9 protein-coding genes are annotated in these 18,970 nt (G+C 37.1%); 1 reads left to right on the top strand and 8 read right to left on the bottom strand.

Translation table 11 applies throughout. From position 1 onward, the window contains the following. Positions 1-12 precede the first annotated feature (12 nt). The 5 genes from C4F50_RS00345 to C4F50_RS00325 form a co-directional block, all read right to left on the bottom strand. On the bottom strand, positions 13-615 hold the full coding sequence (locus tag C4F50_RS00345; protein WP_193844455.1) for a hypothetical protein: 603 nt from the start codon (positions 613-615) through the stop codon (positions 13-15). Positions 616-755: 140 nt separating this feature from the next. Next, positions 756-980 (bottom strand): hypothetical protein, encoded by a 225-nt coding sequence (locus tag C4F50_RS00340; protein WP_193844454.1) that lies wholly within the window; start codon positions 978-980, stop codon positions 756-758. After that, positions 977-2,266, bottom strand: a complete 1,290-nt coding sequence (locus C4F50_RS00335) for a restriction endonuclease subunit S (protein WP_193844453.1) — start codon at positions 2,264-2,266, stop codon at positions 977-979. Before C4F50_RS00335 ends, C4F50_RS00340 begins: the two co-directional genes overlap by 4 nt. Beyond that, on the bottom strand, positions 2,266-3,828 hold the full coding sequence (locus tag C4F50_RS00330) for a type I restriction-modification system subunit M (protein ID WP_193844452.1): 1,563 nt from the start codon (positions 3,826-3,828) through the stop codon (positions 2,266-2,268). Before C4F50_RS00330 ends, C4F50_RS00335 begins: the two co-directional genes overlap by 1 nt. A 235-nt stretch (positions 3,829-4,063) precedes the next feature. Then, positions 4,064-4,366, bottom strand: a complete 303-nt coding sequence (locus C4F50_RS00325; protein ID WP_193844451.1) for a hypothetical protein — start codon at positions 4,364-4,366, stop codon at positions 4,064-4,066. Positions 4,367-4,463: 97 nt separating this feature from the next. On the opposite strand from C4F50_RS00325, the gene C4F50_RS00320 reads away from it, so the two are divergent. Continuing rightward, the gene (locus C4F50_RS00320) at positions 4,464-4,676 is read left to right on the top strand and encodes a helix-turn-helix domain-containing protein (protein ID WP_193844450.1); all 213 of its coding nucleotides are present in this window, start codon (positions 4,464-4,466) and stop codon (positions 4,674-4,676) included. 294 nt (positions 4,677-4,970) lie between these two features. Here the strand turns inward: C4F50_RS00320 and C4F50_RS00315 are convergent, their stop codons facing one another. From C4F50_RS00315 to C4F50_RS00305, 3 genes are all read right to left on the bottom strand, one after another. Then, positions 4,971-6,941: an OmpA family protein gene (locus tag C4F50_RS00315; RefSeq protein ID WP_193844449.1), complete on the bottom strand. Its 1,971-nt coding sequence runs from the start codon at positions 6,939-6,941 to the stop codon at positions 4,971-4,973. A gap of 2 nt (positions 6,942-6,943) precedes the next feature. Beyond that, positions 6,944-7,855, bottom strand: a complete 912-nt coding sequence (locus tag C4F50_RS00310) for a PorP/SprF family type IX secretion system membrane protein (protein ID WP_193844448.1) — start codon at positions 7,853-7,855, stop codon at positions 6,944-6,946. A gap of 62 nt (positions 7,856-7,917) precedes the next feature. Continuing rightward, entirely contained in the window at positions 7,918-18,969 is an 11,052-nt protein-coding gene (locus tag C4F50_RS00305) for a cadherin-like domain-containing protein (RefSeq protein WP_193844447.1), read from the bottom strand. Position 18,970 lies beyond the last annotated feature (1 nt).

Below are 18,970 nucleotides of genomic sequence, written 5' to 3'. Positions count from 1 at the left end.
TTAATTCTAATACTAATAAATCTGCCCCTCGTTGTAATCAAAAATTTCAATTACCTTTTTTAATCTTTCTTCTTTTTTACAAAATTCATGCACGTGAAACCAAGAAAGAAAGTGAATTTTAAAATCTGTTTTGCCCGAAAAAGTTGTAACATCTTCCTCATTCGAAGGAATAAGTCCTATGTAATATGCTTCTTGGCACTCTCTCACTAAACTGATTGCTTTGAGTACAACTTTATTGTTTCCAATTTTACGATTCTCTTTAAATCTTGGTTCCTCAATTCCTAAAGCAAAATCTCCTTCATTGCAATTGTCAAATAATAATTTTTTTAGATAAAGCTGAAAAAACAAATTAGACGAAGAACCTATATATTTTTCTTCTCTTTCAAATTTTTTAAACTGATTTTCTAAATCCCATTTTTTACTTTGAGAAGTTTTTACTTTGCCTTCTATAAAAAGTACTTTTTTATGTTCTGGATTTTCATATTCAAGAATAATGACCAAATCTGAATCTCCAAAACGAGAAAAAGATTGTTCTAAGAAAATAGTATAATCAGTAATACTATCTCTTGACTCTTCAATTTCTGGTATTTTAATTAATTTTATAAACTCACGCATTAGCGTTTTATCCTCGCCAATTGAGAATATCAAAGAATTAATTATACCCCGTTCTGAATAGCCTAAAATTTTCATTATTTATTATAATTCAGACTAGGTTAGATCAAGCAATTTTATTTAGCTTTCAATTCATGTCTCATTTAATTTTTAAAATTAATCACTTTATCAATTTCATCAATGTATTTAATTTGAGAAAGCTCTCTAATTGCTAATCCGTCAAATTTCCATCCGTATGACCAATCATTCAAACCGTATGTTAAAAAAAATGTGCCTTTTTCAAAATAAGTATGGTCACCAAATTTTTTTTGGACGAAATTTAAATTTTTAAGTCCTTGCACTGTTATTAATTCTCTTTCTTCACTCATATGAACATTTGTTGCAACAAACCTTTTTTAAAGTTTTGTGTTTTATTTATCTGTTGAATTAAATTTTCTATTTTGACATCAATAGTCGATAAAAAAATGGTAATTTTTTCTTGCTCTGCTTCTACTGGTATTTTCATTTTCACCATACCAATTCTTCCTGTTGAAATACTTAAAACCTTGCTTCCTTGAGCAATTGTCATTATTTGTTTTCTAAAATCGGGAGAACGAACTATATATCCTGAAAAACCGATATGCATTTTTTTCTTGTTAGGCCTTGCCAGATATGTATGAAGACCTCCGACTATTTTTTCTCCTTGAAGATTTACTATTTCAATTGATTTGCCAATATCTGCATAATCTTCTGATGCATCGGCTATAACCAAATCTCCTTCTTGACAATAACATTCATCTTTTATTTTAGAAATATCAAAACTTGAATTAATAAAAGGAACTAACTCTTTATTAATATCAAAAAGAGTTTTAAATTTAGTGTGAATATCACCATAATGTATATTTCTAACTATACCATAATCATAATTTAAATTTTCTCTGGAAAGAGAATTTGTTGTATAAAATGTATAGATATCACCAAATTTTTTCTCCTCCCAATCCGGATAATCCTCTCCATTTTCATCTTTAAATCGTAATTTACCAGAAAACAATTGTTGCATTACGCCTTTTTTGTATTCTTCTAACAATTCTTTTTTACGAGAAAGTTGTTGGATTTTTTCATCAACAGCACTTAAAAAAGAAGCTATTTTTTGTTGTTCAAGTAGGCTTGGGATATTTATTATAACCGTTTTAAGATCACTTGTGGTGAATCCTTTTATAGATGTGCCTTGTGAAAAATTTAATAAAATATTCTTCTTAGCCATTAAATAGTAACCTATATAATAACTTTCATCATTGAAGGGTGTGAAATTACTAAAATCCTGACTTGTACATAATGGAAATTCATTAATAGCAATCTTACCTACACCAACTCTGGAAACTAATAAAATGCTTTTTCTCGGTATAATTTTTACCGCGCTTTCATTAAGCGCAACATCAGTTATAAATCTATAAATATTTATATTATGCAAATCATTATCTAAAATGTCTGAACTTGAAATCCAAGGAATACTACCTTTCCAATAATTTTCATTCGAAGTGGATGGAGTTCCTCCTCCTTTAAAAGAGCCAAGTTCCCCTAATTTTGCTTCTTTCCAAAAATTTTCAAACTGTGGAAACCTTAATTTAGGAATCACCGCTTTCCCCTTTTCTATATTTAAAATACTACTAATCATTAAAATGGTGTTTCAATTCCTAATTCTGCACAAAAATCTGCGATCGTAGCATCAGTATTTTTACCCAATAATTCTAATTCGCGTAATTCTGTCGTGATCGCTTTTAAATCTACAGCATCTTCTTCTTCAAAAGTATCAACATAACGAGGAATATTTAAGTTATAATCATTAGTTACTACTTCGCTTAAAAGTGCAATATGACTGTATTTAACTTCGTTTTTACGCTTTGCATAAGTATCAATAATTTTATCAACATCTTCCTTACGTAATTCATTTTGAGTTTTTACTTTCTCAAAATTCTGGCTGGCATCAATAAACAAAATATCATTTGGGCTTTCTCTTTTTTTCTTCAAAACCAAAATACAAGTTGGAATAGAAGTCCCGTAAAAAATATTGGCTGGTAAACCAATTACAGCATCGAGATAATTTTTTTCTTTAATCAAATATTCTCGGATATGTCCTTCGGCTGCGCCACGAAATAAAACTCCATGAGGTAAAACTATTGCCATTGTTCCGTTATCATCCAATTGATGCACCATATGTTGTACAAAAGCAAAATCGGCTTTACTGCTTGGTGCTAGTTTTCCATAAGCAGAAAAACGATCATCACTCATAAACAAAGGACTTGCACTCCATTTTGCAGAAAAAGGAGGATTGGCAACAATTGCTTCAAAACGTTTATCATAATGTTGCGGACGCTCTAAAGTATCTTCATTTTTTATATCAAAACGTTTGTAATGTACATCGTGCATTATCATGTTCATACGACATAAATTGTACGTTGTAGGATTCATTTCCTGTCCGTAAAATTCACTTACCGTTTTTACTTCTTTAGCTACACGAAGTAATAAGGAACCAGATCCGCAAGTAGGATCGTAAACACTTTTCAGTTTGTCTTTTCCTACTGTAACTAATTGCGCCAAAATACTGCTTACTTGTTGAGGCGTATAAAACTCTCCAGCTTTTTTTCCTGCACCACTGGCAAACTTACCAATCAAATATTCGTAGGCATCACCCAAAACATCGCTATCAGAATTTTCTAAATCAAAATCGATTTCATCGAGATGCGCCAATACTTTTACAATAAGCTCATTTTTATCATTTTCTGATTTTCCTAATTTATGAGAAGTTAAGTCTAAATCCGAAAACAGGTTTCCAAAATCTTCTTCACTTTCGGTACCCATTGTACTTTGCTCAATATGGGTAAGTACTTTTGATAAATCTCCTAAAATGAAATTATTCTTCCCGCCTGCATTTCCTCTCTTCGTGATTTCAGAAAACAATTCAGATGGTTCTAGGAAAAATCCAAGTTTGTCAATCGACAATTGTTTAATTTCTTCTAAATACATTTCTTTTTGAGGATGATTTTCAACTTCCTGAAAAGTCAAACCATCTGGTTTTAAAATGGTATTTGCATACAAATCCATTTTGGTACTCAGATACTTGTAGAAGATAAAACCTAATATATAATCTCTAAAATCATCGGCATCCATTTTCCCGCGAAGCGTGTTTGCGATGTTCCAAAGTTGTTGTTCTAATTTTTGTTTTTGTTCGGCTGCCATTAAGCAATTATTGTTTGATTAATCTGATATTTATAATGTGCTAAAATATCGAATATAAACGGAAGGGAAAAGAGGAAAACCGTAAAGTATTACAAAAAATACGCTTTTAAGAACAATTTTATAAAACAAAAAAAAAGAGTCTGTAAACTACAAACTCATTATAAATAAATCTAAAGGATAGTATACTAAAATGTTCAATCATACACGGCAGTAAATCCTTTAAAATTAAATAATATTAAGAATTTAAACCCACCCTACGAACCACATCCAACAACTCCATTTCATCGTTCGGAAGAAGCTGTAAAGCCATTTCGACTAAAACCATGGCATCGGGAAAAGCTTTTCCAGAAGTTTCGGTTTGTAACAGGGTGATGCTGCCTTTTAGTAAAGCCGAAATCATAACCTGCAATTCAGCGTAAGAAGATATTTTGAGCGTTGCGGCAAACGAATCGTTATTAGGTTTTAAAGTTTCGAAATAATTTACTCTGTTCATTAATTCTAATAATTCTGCTACTGTTTCTTTTTGTAGTGTTTCCATGAGTTTAATTTTAATCAATTTTACTAGTTATCATATATGATAACCTTTATTTGCAAATATATAACAAAATTTGAATTATCATAAAAGATAATTCAAAATGAAGGAAACTATACAACAAAAAGTAGGAAAACGAATTCTTGAAATAAGAACAGAAAAGAATATTTCGCAACGCGAACTAGCTTTAAAATGCAGTTTTGAGAAAAGTAATATGTCTAGACTTGAAAAAGGAAATTCAAATGCAACGCTTTCAACTCTTGAAAAAGTCTGTGATGCACTTCAAGTAGATTATATAGAATTATTTAAATTTTAGAATTTTCATTAATCCCAAACCTCCAAAAAAACAAAAACCTCCAAGAGTCAAAAATTGATCCTGAAGGCTTTTGGGGGATTGTTAGATTAGAATTATGATTTCTTCTAATCTTTATTTTAAATTTTAATGTTAACTCGCTAGGTGTAAATTAGTACGCTCCTAAAACAGATTCGCAAAACACAAATGATACGGATTTAAAAATAGTATCTAATAAAATCTGTTTTTATCCGCGTTTTCGTAATAACTAATCTGCTAAATGCGTGTCGTAATTTATTACGCGAACTCATTAATTTGTTACATCGAGATAATTAAGAACTCGCTTCGTCTGTTTCGAAGATGTTCTTCTTCTGAGCATTTTACGCCGTCTTTACATTTGTTCAGCAATTTGCTTTCGCCGTAACCTTTTCCTCTTAGTCTGTCGGCTGCAATACCTTTTTCGATCAGCCATGACATAATCGATTTGGCTCTTTTGTCTGATAAAACTAAATTTGATTTGGCTGATGAACGGCTGTCGGTATGCGAACGGATATCGATTCTCATTTTCGGATATTCCTGCATCGCTTCTAGAATTTTCTGTAATTCTACGGCTGCAGCATCGGTAATGTTCCATTTTCCTAAATCAAAATAAATCATCGAAATGTTCAGCAGTTTTCCTAAATCGGTTCCGATTTTAATTTTCTTTACTTCTTGAATTGGAAGCGTGGCAATAAGAGCAATCTTTTCTTTTTCTAAAACAAAATCCAATTTATTATCCAATCCGTAGGCAATCGCTGCTGGGCTTTCTTTTGTCGGATATTGTTTTCTTTCTACTTTAACAAAATAGTTTTTGCTGCAGTTTACTTTAAAACTATACGTTCCGTCTGCTCCTGTTACTACTTCTCCCAAAGGTTGTTTGTTTTCGTCGAGCAAGGTTACTTTGGCGCCTTCTATGGCTTCATTGGCTTTGCTGTCTAAGATTGTTCCTGTAAGGGTTCTTTCGCAGACTAACTTTTTGGTTTCTGTAAATTTGTAAATATCATCATTTCCTGAACCTCCTTTTTTGTTGGACGAAAAATAACCTTTACGGCTGGCATTGTCAATGATAAAAGCGAAATCGTCGTATTTGGTATTTACGGGTTCACCGATATTCTGTACTTGGTCAAATGTGCCGTCGTCTAGAATTTTAGATACAAAAATATCCAATCCGCCCAATCCCGGACGTCCGTCGGTTGCAAAATACAATTCGTTGTCACCCGAAATAAAAGGGAAAGTTTCTCTTCCTTCGGTATTAATGCCTTTTCCTAGATTTTCTGGTTTTCCGAAACTTCCGTCGCCATTAATCGCAACGCTGAACAAATCGGACTCGCCTAAAGTTCCCGGCATGTCTGAGGCAAAATACAATTTCTTTTCGTCTACACTCAACGCTGGATGCGCGGTACTGTAACTGTCGCTGTTAAAAGGAAGTTCTTTAATATTGGCCCATTTTCCGTCAACAAGTTCTGCTTTGTATAGTTTTAAAAGCGTAATGTTTTTTTGGTCTTTTCCTCTTTTTCCGTCCAAAAAGTTGTTTCGGGTAAAGTACATTGTTTTTCCGTCTTTGGTAAAAACAGGTGTCGACTCGTTAAACTTCGAATTGATTTCGTTGTTTAAAAGTTTAATTGTTTTAGCATTTCCATCGGGTTTGATTTCGGCGATGTACAAATTGGTAAACCATTTGTTGGTCCATTTAAAGGTTTTGCCTTCTTTTTTTCCAATTTGTCTTGCTGAACTAAAAACTAAATTAGTCCCTAAAAATGCGCTTCCAAAGTCTGAATTTTCAGAATTCAGGTTCGAAGAAGTAATTTCAAATCGTCCAGAATTCAGTTTGATTTGTTCTAAGTAATTTTTGTTGTTTTCAAACAAAATAGCTCTGCTGTCTGACGCTGCTTTTTTATTGAATTCACCCAGCATTTGATCTGCCTTTTTGTAGTCGCCCAATGTTTTCAGCGACTGTGCATATCTGTAATAGTACTCTGGTGTCTGCTGCGCATTTACTGCAAAAAGCTTTTGGTACCAGCCGGCTGCTTGAATTAATTCGGCATTGAAGTAATAAGCATTTCCCAGCCTCTGAAACATTTTTTCGTCTTCATAACCTTTAGAAGCCAGCTTTTCGTAAATCGCAATAGCATCCGCGTAAGCGTAATTATTGTATTCTTTCTCTGCTTTTTTGAGAAGGGCTTTTTGTGCTATTCCGCTAAAAAAGAAGAAAGACAAAAAAATCGTATATAGTATTTTTTTAAAATTCATAATTAGAAGAATCTTGGTGATGTTATTCGGTTGTAATTGTTCAGGAACTCAAAACGCAGAAAGATCTCGTGCGAACCTGAATTGTAATTGTTCAATTTGGTGGTTTCGCGGTCATAAGCATATCCGATATACATGCTTTTGCTAACTTGAAAACCAGCCATTGCACTTAGAGCTGCACTCCATCTATAAGAAATTCCCGCAGTAAATTTTTCGTTAAACAAGAAATTCGCAGAAACATCTACCTGAAGCGGTGAACCGTCTACCATTTTGGCTAAAACTGCTGGTTTGAACTGAATCATTTCGTAACGATCCAAATTGAATACATAACCCGCGATCAAATAATAATTGATAAGCTCTTTGTAAATAGCGGTATCATTATCGTCATAACGATTGGTCTGAATGAAATTAGGAACCGACAAACCAACATATCCTTTGTCTGAATGCCAGTAAACTCCAGCTCCAACGTTGGGTGTAAATTTGTTTCTAAAGTCTGAAAACTGCGGATCTCCCTGATGTTCTGGTGTCAGTTTATTAGGATCGAGGTTAAAAATATTGGCCGATCCTTTGATACCAAAAGACAGTTTTGCTGCTGCCGATGTTTGAATAGAATAAGAGAAATCTGCCGAGATATTGTTCTCTGTTGTAGGACCGATTTTATCATTTACTAATGACAAACCCAATCCGATGTTTTTATTATTTAAAGGCGTGTTTACTGATATGGTGCTTGTTTCGGGAGCTCCATCCAGTCCTACCCATTGTGTACGATACAATCCAAAAACACTCATTACGCCACGAGAACCGGCATAAGCAGGGTTTATGTTAATGGTATTGTACATATATTGTGTAAACTGTGCATCCTGCTGGGCGAAACCTACTGCAGAACAAAACAATAAAACTAAAGCTAATTTTTTCATTTTTATAGTTTTAAAATAATGGCTTAACCTATGGCTAAGCCATTTTTATTAGTAGGGAAATATTATTTAGTCAAGTATAAATATCCAGCTTCTTGTCGAGGCTTAGATTGATTGTCTTTATATCTCAAAATATAATAATAGGTTCCTTCCGGCAGTCCGTTTGATTCTTTTACGGTTGTTCTTCCTTCTGAGTATCCTTTGAAAACTACATCATTGTTGTTGTAATGCTCTCTCTCAAAAACCAGAACTCCCCAGCGGTTAAAAATCTGAACGGTGTTGTCTGGATAACATTCGATACCGCGGATGTAAAATCTCTCGTTCATATTGTCTCCGTTTAGAGAGATTGCGTTAAAGATTTTAATGTCGCAGCCGTTAAATTCGATTACCGTCGGATTATCTCCTCCTGCATTCTCTGAATCTGATTTGTCGTCTACAGTAATACCGCTTTGCGAAATCGCTGTAACAGTTGACTGACTGCTGACCATTCCTGCATTAATATCTGCTTGTGTAAGCGTGTACGTTGCCGTAAATGTTGTACTGTCAGTTGCTCCCACTGCTAAATTAATTGGTCCTCCATGCAGAATAACTCCTGGTAAAAGATCAGAAATTGTGATGTTTTGAAGATCTACGTTTCCTGTATTTGTTACCGTGAAAGTGTAAGTCAGAGTCTCTCCTGCTTCTACTGCACCATTTCGGTTATTGTCATCAGAAGTTACTTTCATGATTAATGAAATTGCTGGTACTTCAACAAAAATCTCAACTGTTGCGGTGCTGCAGTTGTTGCTGTTTGCTTTTTCGCAGATCTGATACGTCAAAGTATGGCTTCCTCCTTTTGTTCCTGGCGCAACATCAATCGTTCCGTCGGTATTTAAAGAGATTCCTGCAGGGAAATTGTTTCCTGTTAGAATAACATCTTCTGGATGAACCGGAACACCATTTAATTTATCATTGTCTAAAACATTGATTACTTCTAATGAACCGTTGATTCCGTCTGCTCTTGCAATATCATCATCATTTCCTGCTTCGATTCCGAATTGAGGTTTTGCATTACAACCCGAAGCCGCTGCTGGATAATTTACCGTTACCGATTGTGTCGGATTTAAGGTAAACTGCATGGTTACTGCTGGTCTTGTCAATTCAAATCCATCGGCACCTTCTGACCATTGTCCGTTTGTTAATACCCAACCTGGCCAATCTGTCGGACGATTGTTTCCGTCAACTATTGTTCCCGGCCATAATACGTTACCGCTTAACGGCATGTTGGTTTGTGTTGCCACTACTCTATTAGCACTGTCAATCCAATTGATTGTTACTAAAGTTGTTGGTGTAAAGTTGTCTGCCTTTACGCTGTATGCAACATAAGCAGCATTATTAGAACAATAACTTTCTGCATTGATCGTCATGGTTGGAGCCACTACTGTAACGGATACGCTTGCAGTAGTACAGTTTCCTGAATTGGCTTTTTCGCAGATTTCATACGTTAAAGTGTAGGTTCCTGCCGGCGCGTTAGGAATCAATTCTACTGTTCCGTCTGGCTGCAGTGTTATTACATTATTTGGATCTGGAGTTGTCACATTCAAATTAACATCTGAAATTACTAACGGATTGTTGTCTAATGTATCGTTGTTTAAAACATTGACTACTTTAACCACTTCATTAATCCCAACAACTGATCCTATTTCGTCTTTTAGTGCAACAAGCGCTCTTTTAACAACCGGGATTGTTATTGTTGCTGGCGTCGCATCTACAGCTCCATTATTATCTGTTGCTGTAAAAGTAAACGAATCGTTTCCTGAAAACGCCCCGCTTGGATCGTAAGTCAGCATTCCTGCTTCTGTTGGAGTCAGGATTTGGTTCACCGCTATTGGATTTCCAGCTAATGCTAAAACTCCGTGAGAAGGTAATGTTAGTACAATATAATTAACAACTGTTCCGTCTGTATCAGTTGCTGTTAAAGCATTGATTGCTGTTGCCGCTGCACTTGATGGAATACCAGTATTAGTATCATCATTTGCTGTTGGTGCATTATTTCCAACTACAATTGTAATTGCTGCTGGTGCAGAATCTAATCCTAAATCATCAGTCGCTTTAAAAGTAAATGAATCATTTCCTGTGAATGAACCGCTTGGATCATAAGTTAATTGTCCAGCTTCAGCAGGTGTCAAGATTTGATTCACTGTTACTGCTGTTCCGTTTAAGGCTAAAGTTCCGTGTGCTGGAAGTGTTACGATAGTATAACTTGCAATTGTTCCGTCAACATCTGTCGCCGTAAGCGCATTGATTGAAGTCGCATTTGCTGTTGATGGGATACTTGCGTTCGTATCATTGTTTGCAACAGGTGCATCATTTACCGGAGTAACGGTAATGGTTACTGTGGCAGTGTTTCCGTCAACTGTTCCATCATTTACTTTATAAGTAAAACTGTCTGTGATTGTTTCGCTTCCATCATGAACGTAAGTGAATGATCCATTTGCGTTTAATGTCAATGTACCGTTCGATGGTCCTGAAACTAAAACTGCTGTTAAAGTATTGTTCTCAGCATCAGTATCATTTAAAAGAACTCCTGAAGCTGCTGTAACATTTAATGTGCCGCCTTCTAAAACAGTGTAAGCATCGTTTACTGCAACAGGCGCATCATTTACTGGAGTAACGGTAATGGTTACCGTGGCTGTGTTACCGTCAACTGTTCCGTCGTTTACTTTATAAGTAAAACTGTCTGTCGTTGTTTCACTTCCGTCATGAACATAAGTGAATGAGCCATTTGCGTTTAAAGTCAAAGTTCCGTTTGAAGGACCTGAGACTAAAACTGCTGTTAAAGTATTGTTCTCAGCATCTGTATCATTTGAAAGAACTCCTGACGCTGCTATAACATTTAACGTCCCGCCTTCTAAAACAGTGTAAGCATCGTTTACTGCGATCGGAGCATCATTTACTGGAGTAACGGTAATGGTTACGGTAGCTGTGTTTCCGTCAATTGTTCCGTCGTTTACTTTATAAGTAAAACTGTCTGTCGTTGTTTCACTTCCGTCATGAACATAAGTGAATGATCCGTTCGCGTTTAAAGTCAATGTTCCGTTTGAAGGACCTGAAACTAAAACCGCTGTTAAAGTATTATTCTCAGCATCTGTATCATTTGAAAGAACTCCTGACGCTGCTATAACATTTAACGTCCCGCCTTCTAAAACAGTATAAGCATCATTTACTGCAACCGGCGCATCGTTTACTGGAGTAACCGTGATGCTTACTGTAGCTGTGTTTCCGTCAACTGTGCCGTCGTTTACTTTATAAGTAAAACTGTCTGTGATCGTTTCGCTTCCGTCATGAACGTAAGTGAATGATCCATTTGCGTTTAAAGTTAAAGTTCCGTTTGCCGGACCTGAAACTAAAACTGCTGTAAGTGTATTTCCTTCTGCATCCGTATCATTTAACAAAATATTGTTTGCTGCTGTAACGGTAAGCGTTCCGCCTTCTAAAACAGTGTAAGCATCATTGTTTGCAACAGGCGCATCGTTTACCGGAGTAACCGTGATGGTTACCGTGGCTGTGTTACTGCTTGCCGTTCCGTCATTTGCTCTGTAAGTAAAACTGTCTGTAGTCGTTTCGCTTCCATCATGAACATAAGTAAATGATCCATTTGCGTTTAAAGTCAAAGTTCCGTTTGAAGGACCTGAAACTAAAACTGCTGTTAAAGTATTGTTCTCAGCATCAGTATCGTTTAACAAAATATTGTTTGCTGCTGAAACATTTAATGTGCCGCCTTCTAAAACAGTATAAGCATCATTGTTTGCAACTGGTGCATCGTTTACCGGAGTAACCGTGATGGTTACTGTAGCAGTATTTCCGTCAACTGTTCCGTCGTTTACTTTATAAGTAAAACTGTCTGTAGAAGTTTCGCTTCCATCATGAACATAAGTGAATGATCCGTTCGCGTTTAAAGTCAATATTCCGTTTGAAGGACCTGAAACTAAAACCGCTGTTAAAGTATTATTCTCAGCATCTGTGTCATTTGAAAGAACCCCTGACGCTGTTGCAACATTTAATGTCCCGCCTTCTAAAACAGTATAAGCATCATTTACTGCGACCGGAGCATCATTTACCGGAGTAACGGTAATGGTTACTGTGGCAGTGTTTCCGTCAACTGTTCCGTCGTTTACTTTATAAGTAAAACTGTCTGTAGTAGTCTCGCTTCCGTCATGAACATAAGTGAATGATCCGTTTGCGTTTAAAGTCAACGTTCCGTTTGCCGGACCTGAAACTAAAACCGCTGTTAAAGTATTATTCTCAGCATCTGTGTCATTTGAAAGAACCCCTGACGCTGTTGCAACATTTAATGTCCCGCCTTCTAAAACAGTATAAGCATCATTTACTGCAACAGGCGCATCATTTACCGGAGTAACCGTGATGGTTACGGTAGCAGTATTTCCGTCAATTGTTCCGTCGTTTACTTTATAAGTAAAACTGTCGGTTGTGGTTTCGCTTCCATCATGAACATAAGTGAATGATCCGTTCGCGTTTAAAGTCAATGTTCCGTTGGCTGGACCTGAAACTAAAACTGCTGTTAAAGTATTATTCTCAGCATCTGTGTCGTTTGAAAGAACTCCTGACACTGCTGTAACATTTAATGTGCCGCCTTCTAAAACAGTGTAAGCGTCATTATTTGCAACAGGCGCATCGTTTACCGGAGTAACCGTGATGGTTACTGTAGCTGTGTTTCCGTCAACTGTTCCGTCGTTTACTTTATAAGTAAAACTGTCTGTGATTGTTTCGCTTCCATCATGAACGTAAGTGAATGAGCCGTTCGAGTTTAAAGTCAACGTTCCGTTTGCTGGTCCTAAAACTAAAACTGCTGTTAAAGTATTATTCTCTGCATCTGTGTCGTTTGAAAGAACTCCTGACGCTGCTGTAACATTTAATGTGCCGCCTTCTAAAACAGTATAAGCATCATTGTTTGCAACAGGTGCATCATTTACCGGAGTAACCGTGATAGTTACGGTAGCTGTGTTGCCGTCAATTGTACCGTCGTTTACTTTATAAGTAAAACTGTCTGTAGTCGTTTCGGTTCCATCATGAACGTAAGTAAAAGTACCATTTGCGTTTAAGGTCAAAGTTCCGTTTGCCGGACCTGAAACTAAAACCGCTGTTAAAGTATTATTCTCAGCATCTGTGTCGTTTGAAAGAACTCCTGACGCTGTTACAACATTTAATGTCCCGCCTTCTAAAACAGTATAAGCATCATTATTCGCAACAGGCGCATCGTTTACCGGAGTAACCGTGATGGTTACTGTAGCAGTATTTCCGTCAACTGTTCCGTCGTTTACTTTATAAGTAAAACTGTCTGTAGAAGTTTCACTTCCGTCATGAACATAAGTAAATGATCCATTTGCGTTTAAAGTCAAAGTTCCGTTTGAAGGACCTGAAACTAAAACCGCTGTTAAAGTATTATTCTCAGCATCTGTGTCGTTTGAAAGAACTCCTGACGCTGTTACAACATTTAATGTCCCGCCTTCTAAAACGGTATAAGCATCGTTTACTGCAACCGGCGCATCGTTTACCGGAGTAACGGTAATGGTTACTGTAGCAATGTTACTGCTTGCCGTTCCGTCATTAGCTCTATAAGTAAAACTGTCTGTCGTTGTTTCGCTTCCGTTATGAACGTAAGTAAAAGTACCATCAGAATTTAAAGTTAAAGTTCCGTTGGCTGGACCTAAAACTAAAACGGCTGTAAGTGTATTTCCTTCTGCATCCGTATCATTTAACAAAATATTGTTTGCTGCTGTAACAGTTAGTGTTCCGCCTTCTAAAACGGTATAAGCATCATTGTTTGCAACAGGTGCATCATTTACCGGAGTAACCGTGATGGTTACAGTAGCTGTGTTCCCATCAATTGTTCCGTCGTTTACTTTATAAGTAAAACTGTCGGTAGTCGTTTCGCTTCCATCATGAACATAAGTGAATGATCCGTTCGCGTTTAAAGTCAATGTTCCGTTTGAAGGACCTGAAACTAAAACTGCTGTTAAAGTATTGTTCTCAGCATCTGTGTCATTTGAAAGAACTCCTGACGCTGTTACAACATTTAATGTCCCGCCTTCTAAAACAGTATAAGCATCATTTACTGCAACAGGCGCATCATTTACCGGAGTAACCGTGATGGTTACGGTAGCTGTGTTGCCGTCAACTGTTCCGTCGTTTACTTTATAAGTAAAACTGTCTGTAGTCGTTTCACTTCCGTCATGAACATAAGTGAATGATCCGTTCGCGTTTAAAGTCAATGTTCCGTTTGAAGGACCTGAAACTAAAACTGCTGTAAGTGTATTTCCTTCTGCATCCGTATCATTTAACAAAATATTGTTTGCTGCTGTAACGGTAAGTGTTCCGCCTTCTAAAACGGTATAAGCATCGTTTACTGCAACCGGCGCATCGTTTACCGGAGTAACGGTAATGGTTACTGTAGCAATGTTACTGCTTGCCGTTCCGTCATTAGCTCTATAAGTAAAACTGTCTGTGATCGTTTCGCTTCCATCATGAACGTAAGTGAAAGTACCATTTGAATTTAATGTCAATGTACCGTTCGATGGTCCTGAAACTAAAACTGCTGTAAGTGTATTTCCTTCTGCATCAGTATCATTTAACAAAATATTGTTTGCTGCTGTAACAGTTAGTGTTCCGCCTTCTAAAACAGTGTAAGCGTCATTTACTGCGATCGGAGCATCATTTACCGGAGTAACCGTGATGGTTACTGTAGCTGTGTTTCCGTCAATTGTTCCGTCGTTTACTTTATAAGTAAAACTGTCTGTCGTTGTTTCACTTCCGTCATGAACGTAAGTGAAAGTACCATTTGAATTTAATGTCAATGTTCCGTTTGCCGGACCTGAAACTAAAACTGCTGTTAAAGTATTGTTCTCAGCATCAGTATCGTTTAACAAAATATTGTTTGCTGCTGTAACAGTTAGTGTTCCGCCTTCTAAAACAGTATAAGCATCGTTTACTGCAACCGGCGCATCGTTTACCGGAGTAACTGTAATGGTTACTGTAGCAATGTTACTGCTTGCTGTTCCGTCATTCGCTCTGTAAGTAAAACTGTCTGTCGTTGTTTCATTTCCATCATGAACATAAGTGAATGATCCATTTGCGTTTAAAGTCAATGTTCCGTTTGCCGGACCTGAAACTAAAACTGCTGTTAAAGTATTGTTCTCAGCATCAGTATCGTTTAACAAAATATTGTTTGCTGCTGTAACGGTAAGCGTTCCTCCCTCTAAAACGGTGTAAGCATCATTTACTGCAACCGGAGCATCGTTTACTGGAGTAACCGTGATGGTTACGGTAGCAATGTTACTGCTTGCCGTTCCATCATTGGCTCTGTAAGTAAAACTGTCTGTCGTTGTTTCACTTCCGTCATGAACGTAAGTGAAAGTACCATTTGAATTTAAAGTCAATGTTCCGTTGGCTGGACCTGAAACTAAAACTGCTGTTAAAGTATTGTTTTCAGCATCTGTATCGTTTAACAAAATATTGTTTGCTGCTGTAACAGTTAGTGTTCCTCCCTCTAAAACAGTATAAGCATCATTTACTGCATTCGGAGCATCATTTACAGGAGTAACGGTAATGGTTACGGTAGCGATGTTACTGCTTGCCGTGCCGTCATTTGCTCTATAAGTAAAACTGTCTGTCGTTGTTTCACTTCCGTCATGAACATAAGTGAATGATCCGTTCGCGTTTAAAGTCAATGTTCCGTTTGAAGGACCTGAAACTAAAGCCGCTGTTAAAGTATTGTTCTCAGCATCAGTATCGTTTAACAAAATATTGTTTGCTGCTGTAACAGTGAGTGTTCCTCCCTCTAAAACAGTATAAGCATCGTTTACTGCAACCGGTGCATCGTTTACCGGAGTAACGGTAATGGTTACTGTAGCAATGTTACTGCTTGCTGTTCCGTCATTAGCTCTGTAAGTAAAACTGTCTGTAGTCGTTTCGCTTCCGTTATGAACGTAAGTGAAAGTCCCATTTGAATTTAAAGTTAAACTTCCGTTGGCTGGACCTGAAACTAAAACCGCTGTAAGTGTATTTCCTTCTGCATCCGTATCATTTAACAAAATATTGTTTGCTGCTGTAACAGTTAGTGTTCCTCCCTCTAAAACAGTATAAGCATCATTTACTGCGATCGGAGCATCATTTACCGGAGTAACCGTGATGGTTACAGTAGCAATGTTACTGCTTGCCGTTCCGTCATTAGCTCTATAAGTAAAACTATCTGTGATCGTCTCGCTTCCATCATGAACATAAGTGAATGATCCATTTGCGTTTAAGGTCAACGTTCCGTTTGCCGGACCTGAAACTAAAACTGCTGTTAAAGAGTCTCCATCTATATCAGTATCATTTGAAAGGATTCCTGCTGCTGTTGTAACAGTTAATGTTCCACCTTCTAAAACTGTGTAACCATCGTTATTTGCAACCGGCGCATCGTTTACTGCATTAACAGTAATTAAAATATTTGCCGTTGCAGTTAATCTTCCGTCTGTAATTATATAAGGAATACTTACTGGCGTAGTTGAATTAAAGTTTGCTGTTGGGGTAAAACTAATTACTCCAGAACCAGAGATGTTTACCGTTCCGTTTGAAACTGTGATACTTTGTGCAGAACCTGTTAAAGTAGTTCCGTTTATAGAAACTAAACTGATCGTATTACCATCTACATCGCTGTCGTTGCTTAGCGGTGTCAATGTAACTGTGTTATCTTCATTTACTGTATAAGGATCATTTACTGCAGTTGGTGAATGGTTAACAGTTGGTGTAGCTGAACCAGAGTTATTTCCTGGTGTAGGGTCACTTTGTGAACCTGCAATAGATGCTGTATTAGCATACGAACCTGTTGCATTTACCCTTGCTACCATTGTAAGCGTTGTGCTTGCTCCATTAGCAAGGTTTCCAATAGTCCAATCTGGAGCTGCCCATGTACCTGTCGAAGGTGAGGCACTTACAAATGTATATCCAGAAGGAAGATTATCGGTAACCGTTACTCCTGTTGCAGTACTAGGTCCCGCATTAGAAGCTGTGATCGTAAAAGTAACATCACTTCCAACATTTGGTGTCGTATTGTCAACGGTTTTTGTTACCGAAAGATTTGTTTGAACTAAAGGCGTCGATGTTGCCGAATTATTTCCAGCAGTACCGTCTGGGTTATTTCCAGAAACTGTTGCTGTATTTGCATAAGATCCTGTTGCTCTCACCGTACCTGTTATCTGTAAGGTTGCACTTGCGCCACTGGCAAGACTTCCTACAGTCCAGTTTGGCGCAGTCCAAGTTCCTACAGAAGGAGTGGCACTTACAAAAGTATAACCAGAAGGAAGTACATCGTTTACAGTTACACCTGTAGCTTTGTACAAACCATTATTTTTGGCTGTAATGGTAAAAATAACATTATTCCCAACACTTGGAGTGCTACTATTTGCCACTTTTGTAATCTCAAGATCAGCTGGGCAAAGTACACCTTCAAAAGTTCTGTTGGTTACGGTTGTACCTCCACATGAAGTAGTAACTGTATATCGAACTTGAACAGTACCAACTCCTGTAAAAGTCAGCGTATTACCTGACAAAGTTCCTGGGCCGCTCACAAGAGTTAATGTTCCCCCTGCAGGAGTCGGATTTAGTAAAACTGGATCATCAATACAATATTTAGAATCTGGTCCTCCTCCTAATGAAATCGGCTGAATTACTGGATTTGATTCCGCACCGCAAATCTGTACATTGGCAGTTGCAAAGTTAAAAGAATTTTCAGTTCCAGTAGTTGCAGTCGGTCCACTCCCCATGCTGCCATTAATTCTATGACCAACATAACCAAATCTTGGTTCACAAGCCTTAACAATCATCGAAGTATGTCCGCCTGTTTCAACTGCTAAAATTTTATCAGAAGCAGCTACACCAGCTGGCATAAGTGGATCTACAGAGTTAGCGCTACCTCCACCAAGTAATCTATTATCATTCTGCCCAAATGCATATAAATTATAATTAGTGTTAATTACATTTATTGCACCATATTCTGTATCATGTTCTTGTACACTGATCCATCTGATATTATCCATAACTAGTCCAGTAGTGGATGTATACCTTGGCTGTACCCATGATCGTCTTTCATTAGTAGTCCAATCTCCTAATTGTTTACTCACATTTGATCCTAGCGAATACAGGTTACTATTAGTTGCCAGTATATAATAACTTCTTTGATTGTCTCTATTACATGTAGATCCAATCATTTTTGGAGTTATAGATCCTGGTAGTGTCATTCGCGCGGCTGTAGTCTGACTAGCTATGACAGGATTACTATCACCAAGGTATACATTACTACCCCAAACATAGACTGTACCATCCGATTTCAAAGCCATAAGGCCATCCAGACTTCCTCTACAAACAACAACGTTCGTCAAAAATGGGTTACCAGTCTCTGAAGTTGTTACTCTGTACCAATTTAAAGCATCACCTGTACCTCCATTTCCTCTAACACTTGCCGTTTGAGAAATTACCCATAGATCTCCACTGCATGTCGTAATAGCTAACGTTTTATAGGTTGCAAACATCATTTTTACATCACTGGGATTTACACCAGTTGGTAATCCGTTAGCATTTGAACCTATTGCGATTTTCTGAAATGTTGAACTGGTACCAATGCTATTAGCTAAAACCGCTCCTCTTGTGCCCCATGCATACAATCCGTCTGTAGCCAAAACTATTCCTTGGGTACCATTCGTAGAATTACTCCCAAGTGCTGCTTTTAATACTGTAACTCCAGAATTTAATCCCGTAAAATTCGCTTTGTTTATTGTTAAAGGTGACATTACATTTGTAGTTCCATCATTCCCCACTTTCTCTCCCCAAACTTGAAGAGAACCATCTGAAGTTCGAACGATGGTACTATGAAAACTTGATATAAAGTTATCATATTCTATCGATGAAGCATCATTATTAGAATCAGCACCAAAATTGGATAAATTGGTACCTGAACATCCCTGAACAGGAATAGCACACTGTGCGTTTGATACCTGACTGAATACAAAAAAGACAAAAAACAAAATAATTGTCTTTTGTAAATTCAATACTCTATTTAAAGTAAAGTAGTTTTTTATCATA

The sequence above is a fragment of the Flavobacterium hungaricum genome (assembly GCF_015182285.1).
GTDB classification, from domain to species: Bacteria; Bacteroidota; Bacteroidia; order Flavobacteriales; family Flavobacteriaceae; genus Flavobacterium; species Flavobacterium hungaricum.
Note: the sequence above shows the minus strand (reverse complement) of the source record. Positions and strands in the feature narration are given on the sequence as shown.

Excerpts from the sequence above, each read along its gene's own strand:
- C4F50_RS00345 (WP_193844455.1), bottom strand. The coding sequence starts at position 615 with ATGCGTGAGTTTATAAAATTAATTAAAATACCAGAAATTGAAGAGTCA.
- C4F50_RS00340 (WP_193844454.1), bottom strand. The coding sequence starts at position 980 with ATGAGTGAAGAAAGAGAATTAATAACAGTGCAAGGACTTAAAAATTTA.
- C4F50_RS00335 (WP_193844453.1), bottom strand. The coding sequence starts at position 2,266 with ATGATTAGTAGTATTTTAAATATAGAAAAGGGGAAAGCGGTGATTCCT.
- C4F50_RS00330 (WP_193844452.1), bottom strand. The coding sequence starts at position 3,828 with ATGGCAGCCGAACAAAAACAAAAATTAGAACAACAACTTTGGAACATC.
- C4F50_RS00325 (WP_193844451.1), bottom strand. The coding sequence starts at position 4,366 with ATGGAAACACTACAAAAAGAAACAGTAGCAGAATTATTAGAATTAATG.
- C4F50_RS00320 (WP_193844450.1), top strand. The coding sequence starts at position 4,464 with ATGAAGGAAACTATACAACAAAAAGTAGGAAAACGAATTCTTGAAATA.
- C4F50_RS00315 (WP_193844449.1), bottom strand. The coding sequence starts at position 6,941 with ATGAATTTTAAAAAAATACTATATACGATTTTTTTGTCTTTCTTCTTT.
- C4F50_RS00310 (WP_193844448.1), bottom strand. The coding sequence starts at position 7,855 with ATGAAAAAATTAGCTTTAGTTTTATTGTTTTGTTCTGCAGTAGGTTTC.
- C4F50_RS00305 (WP_193844447.1), bottom strand. The coding sequence starts at position 18,969 with ATGATAAAAAACTACTTTACTTTAAATAGAGTATTGAATTTACAAAAG.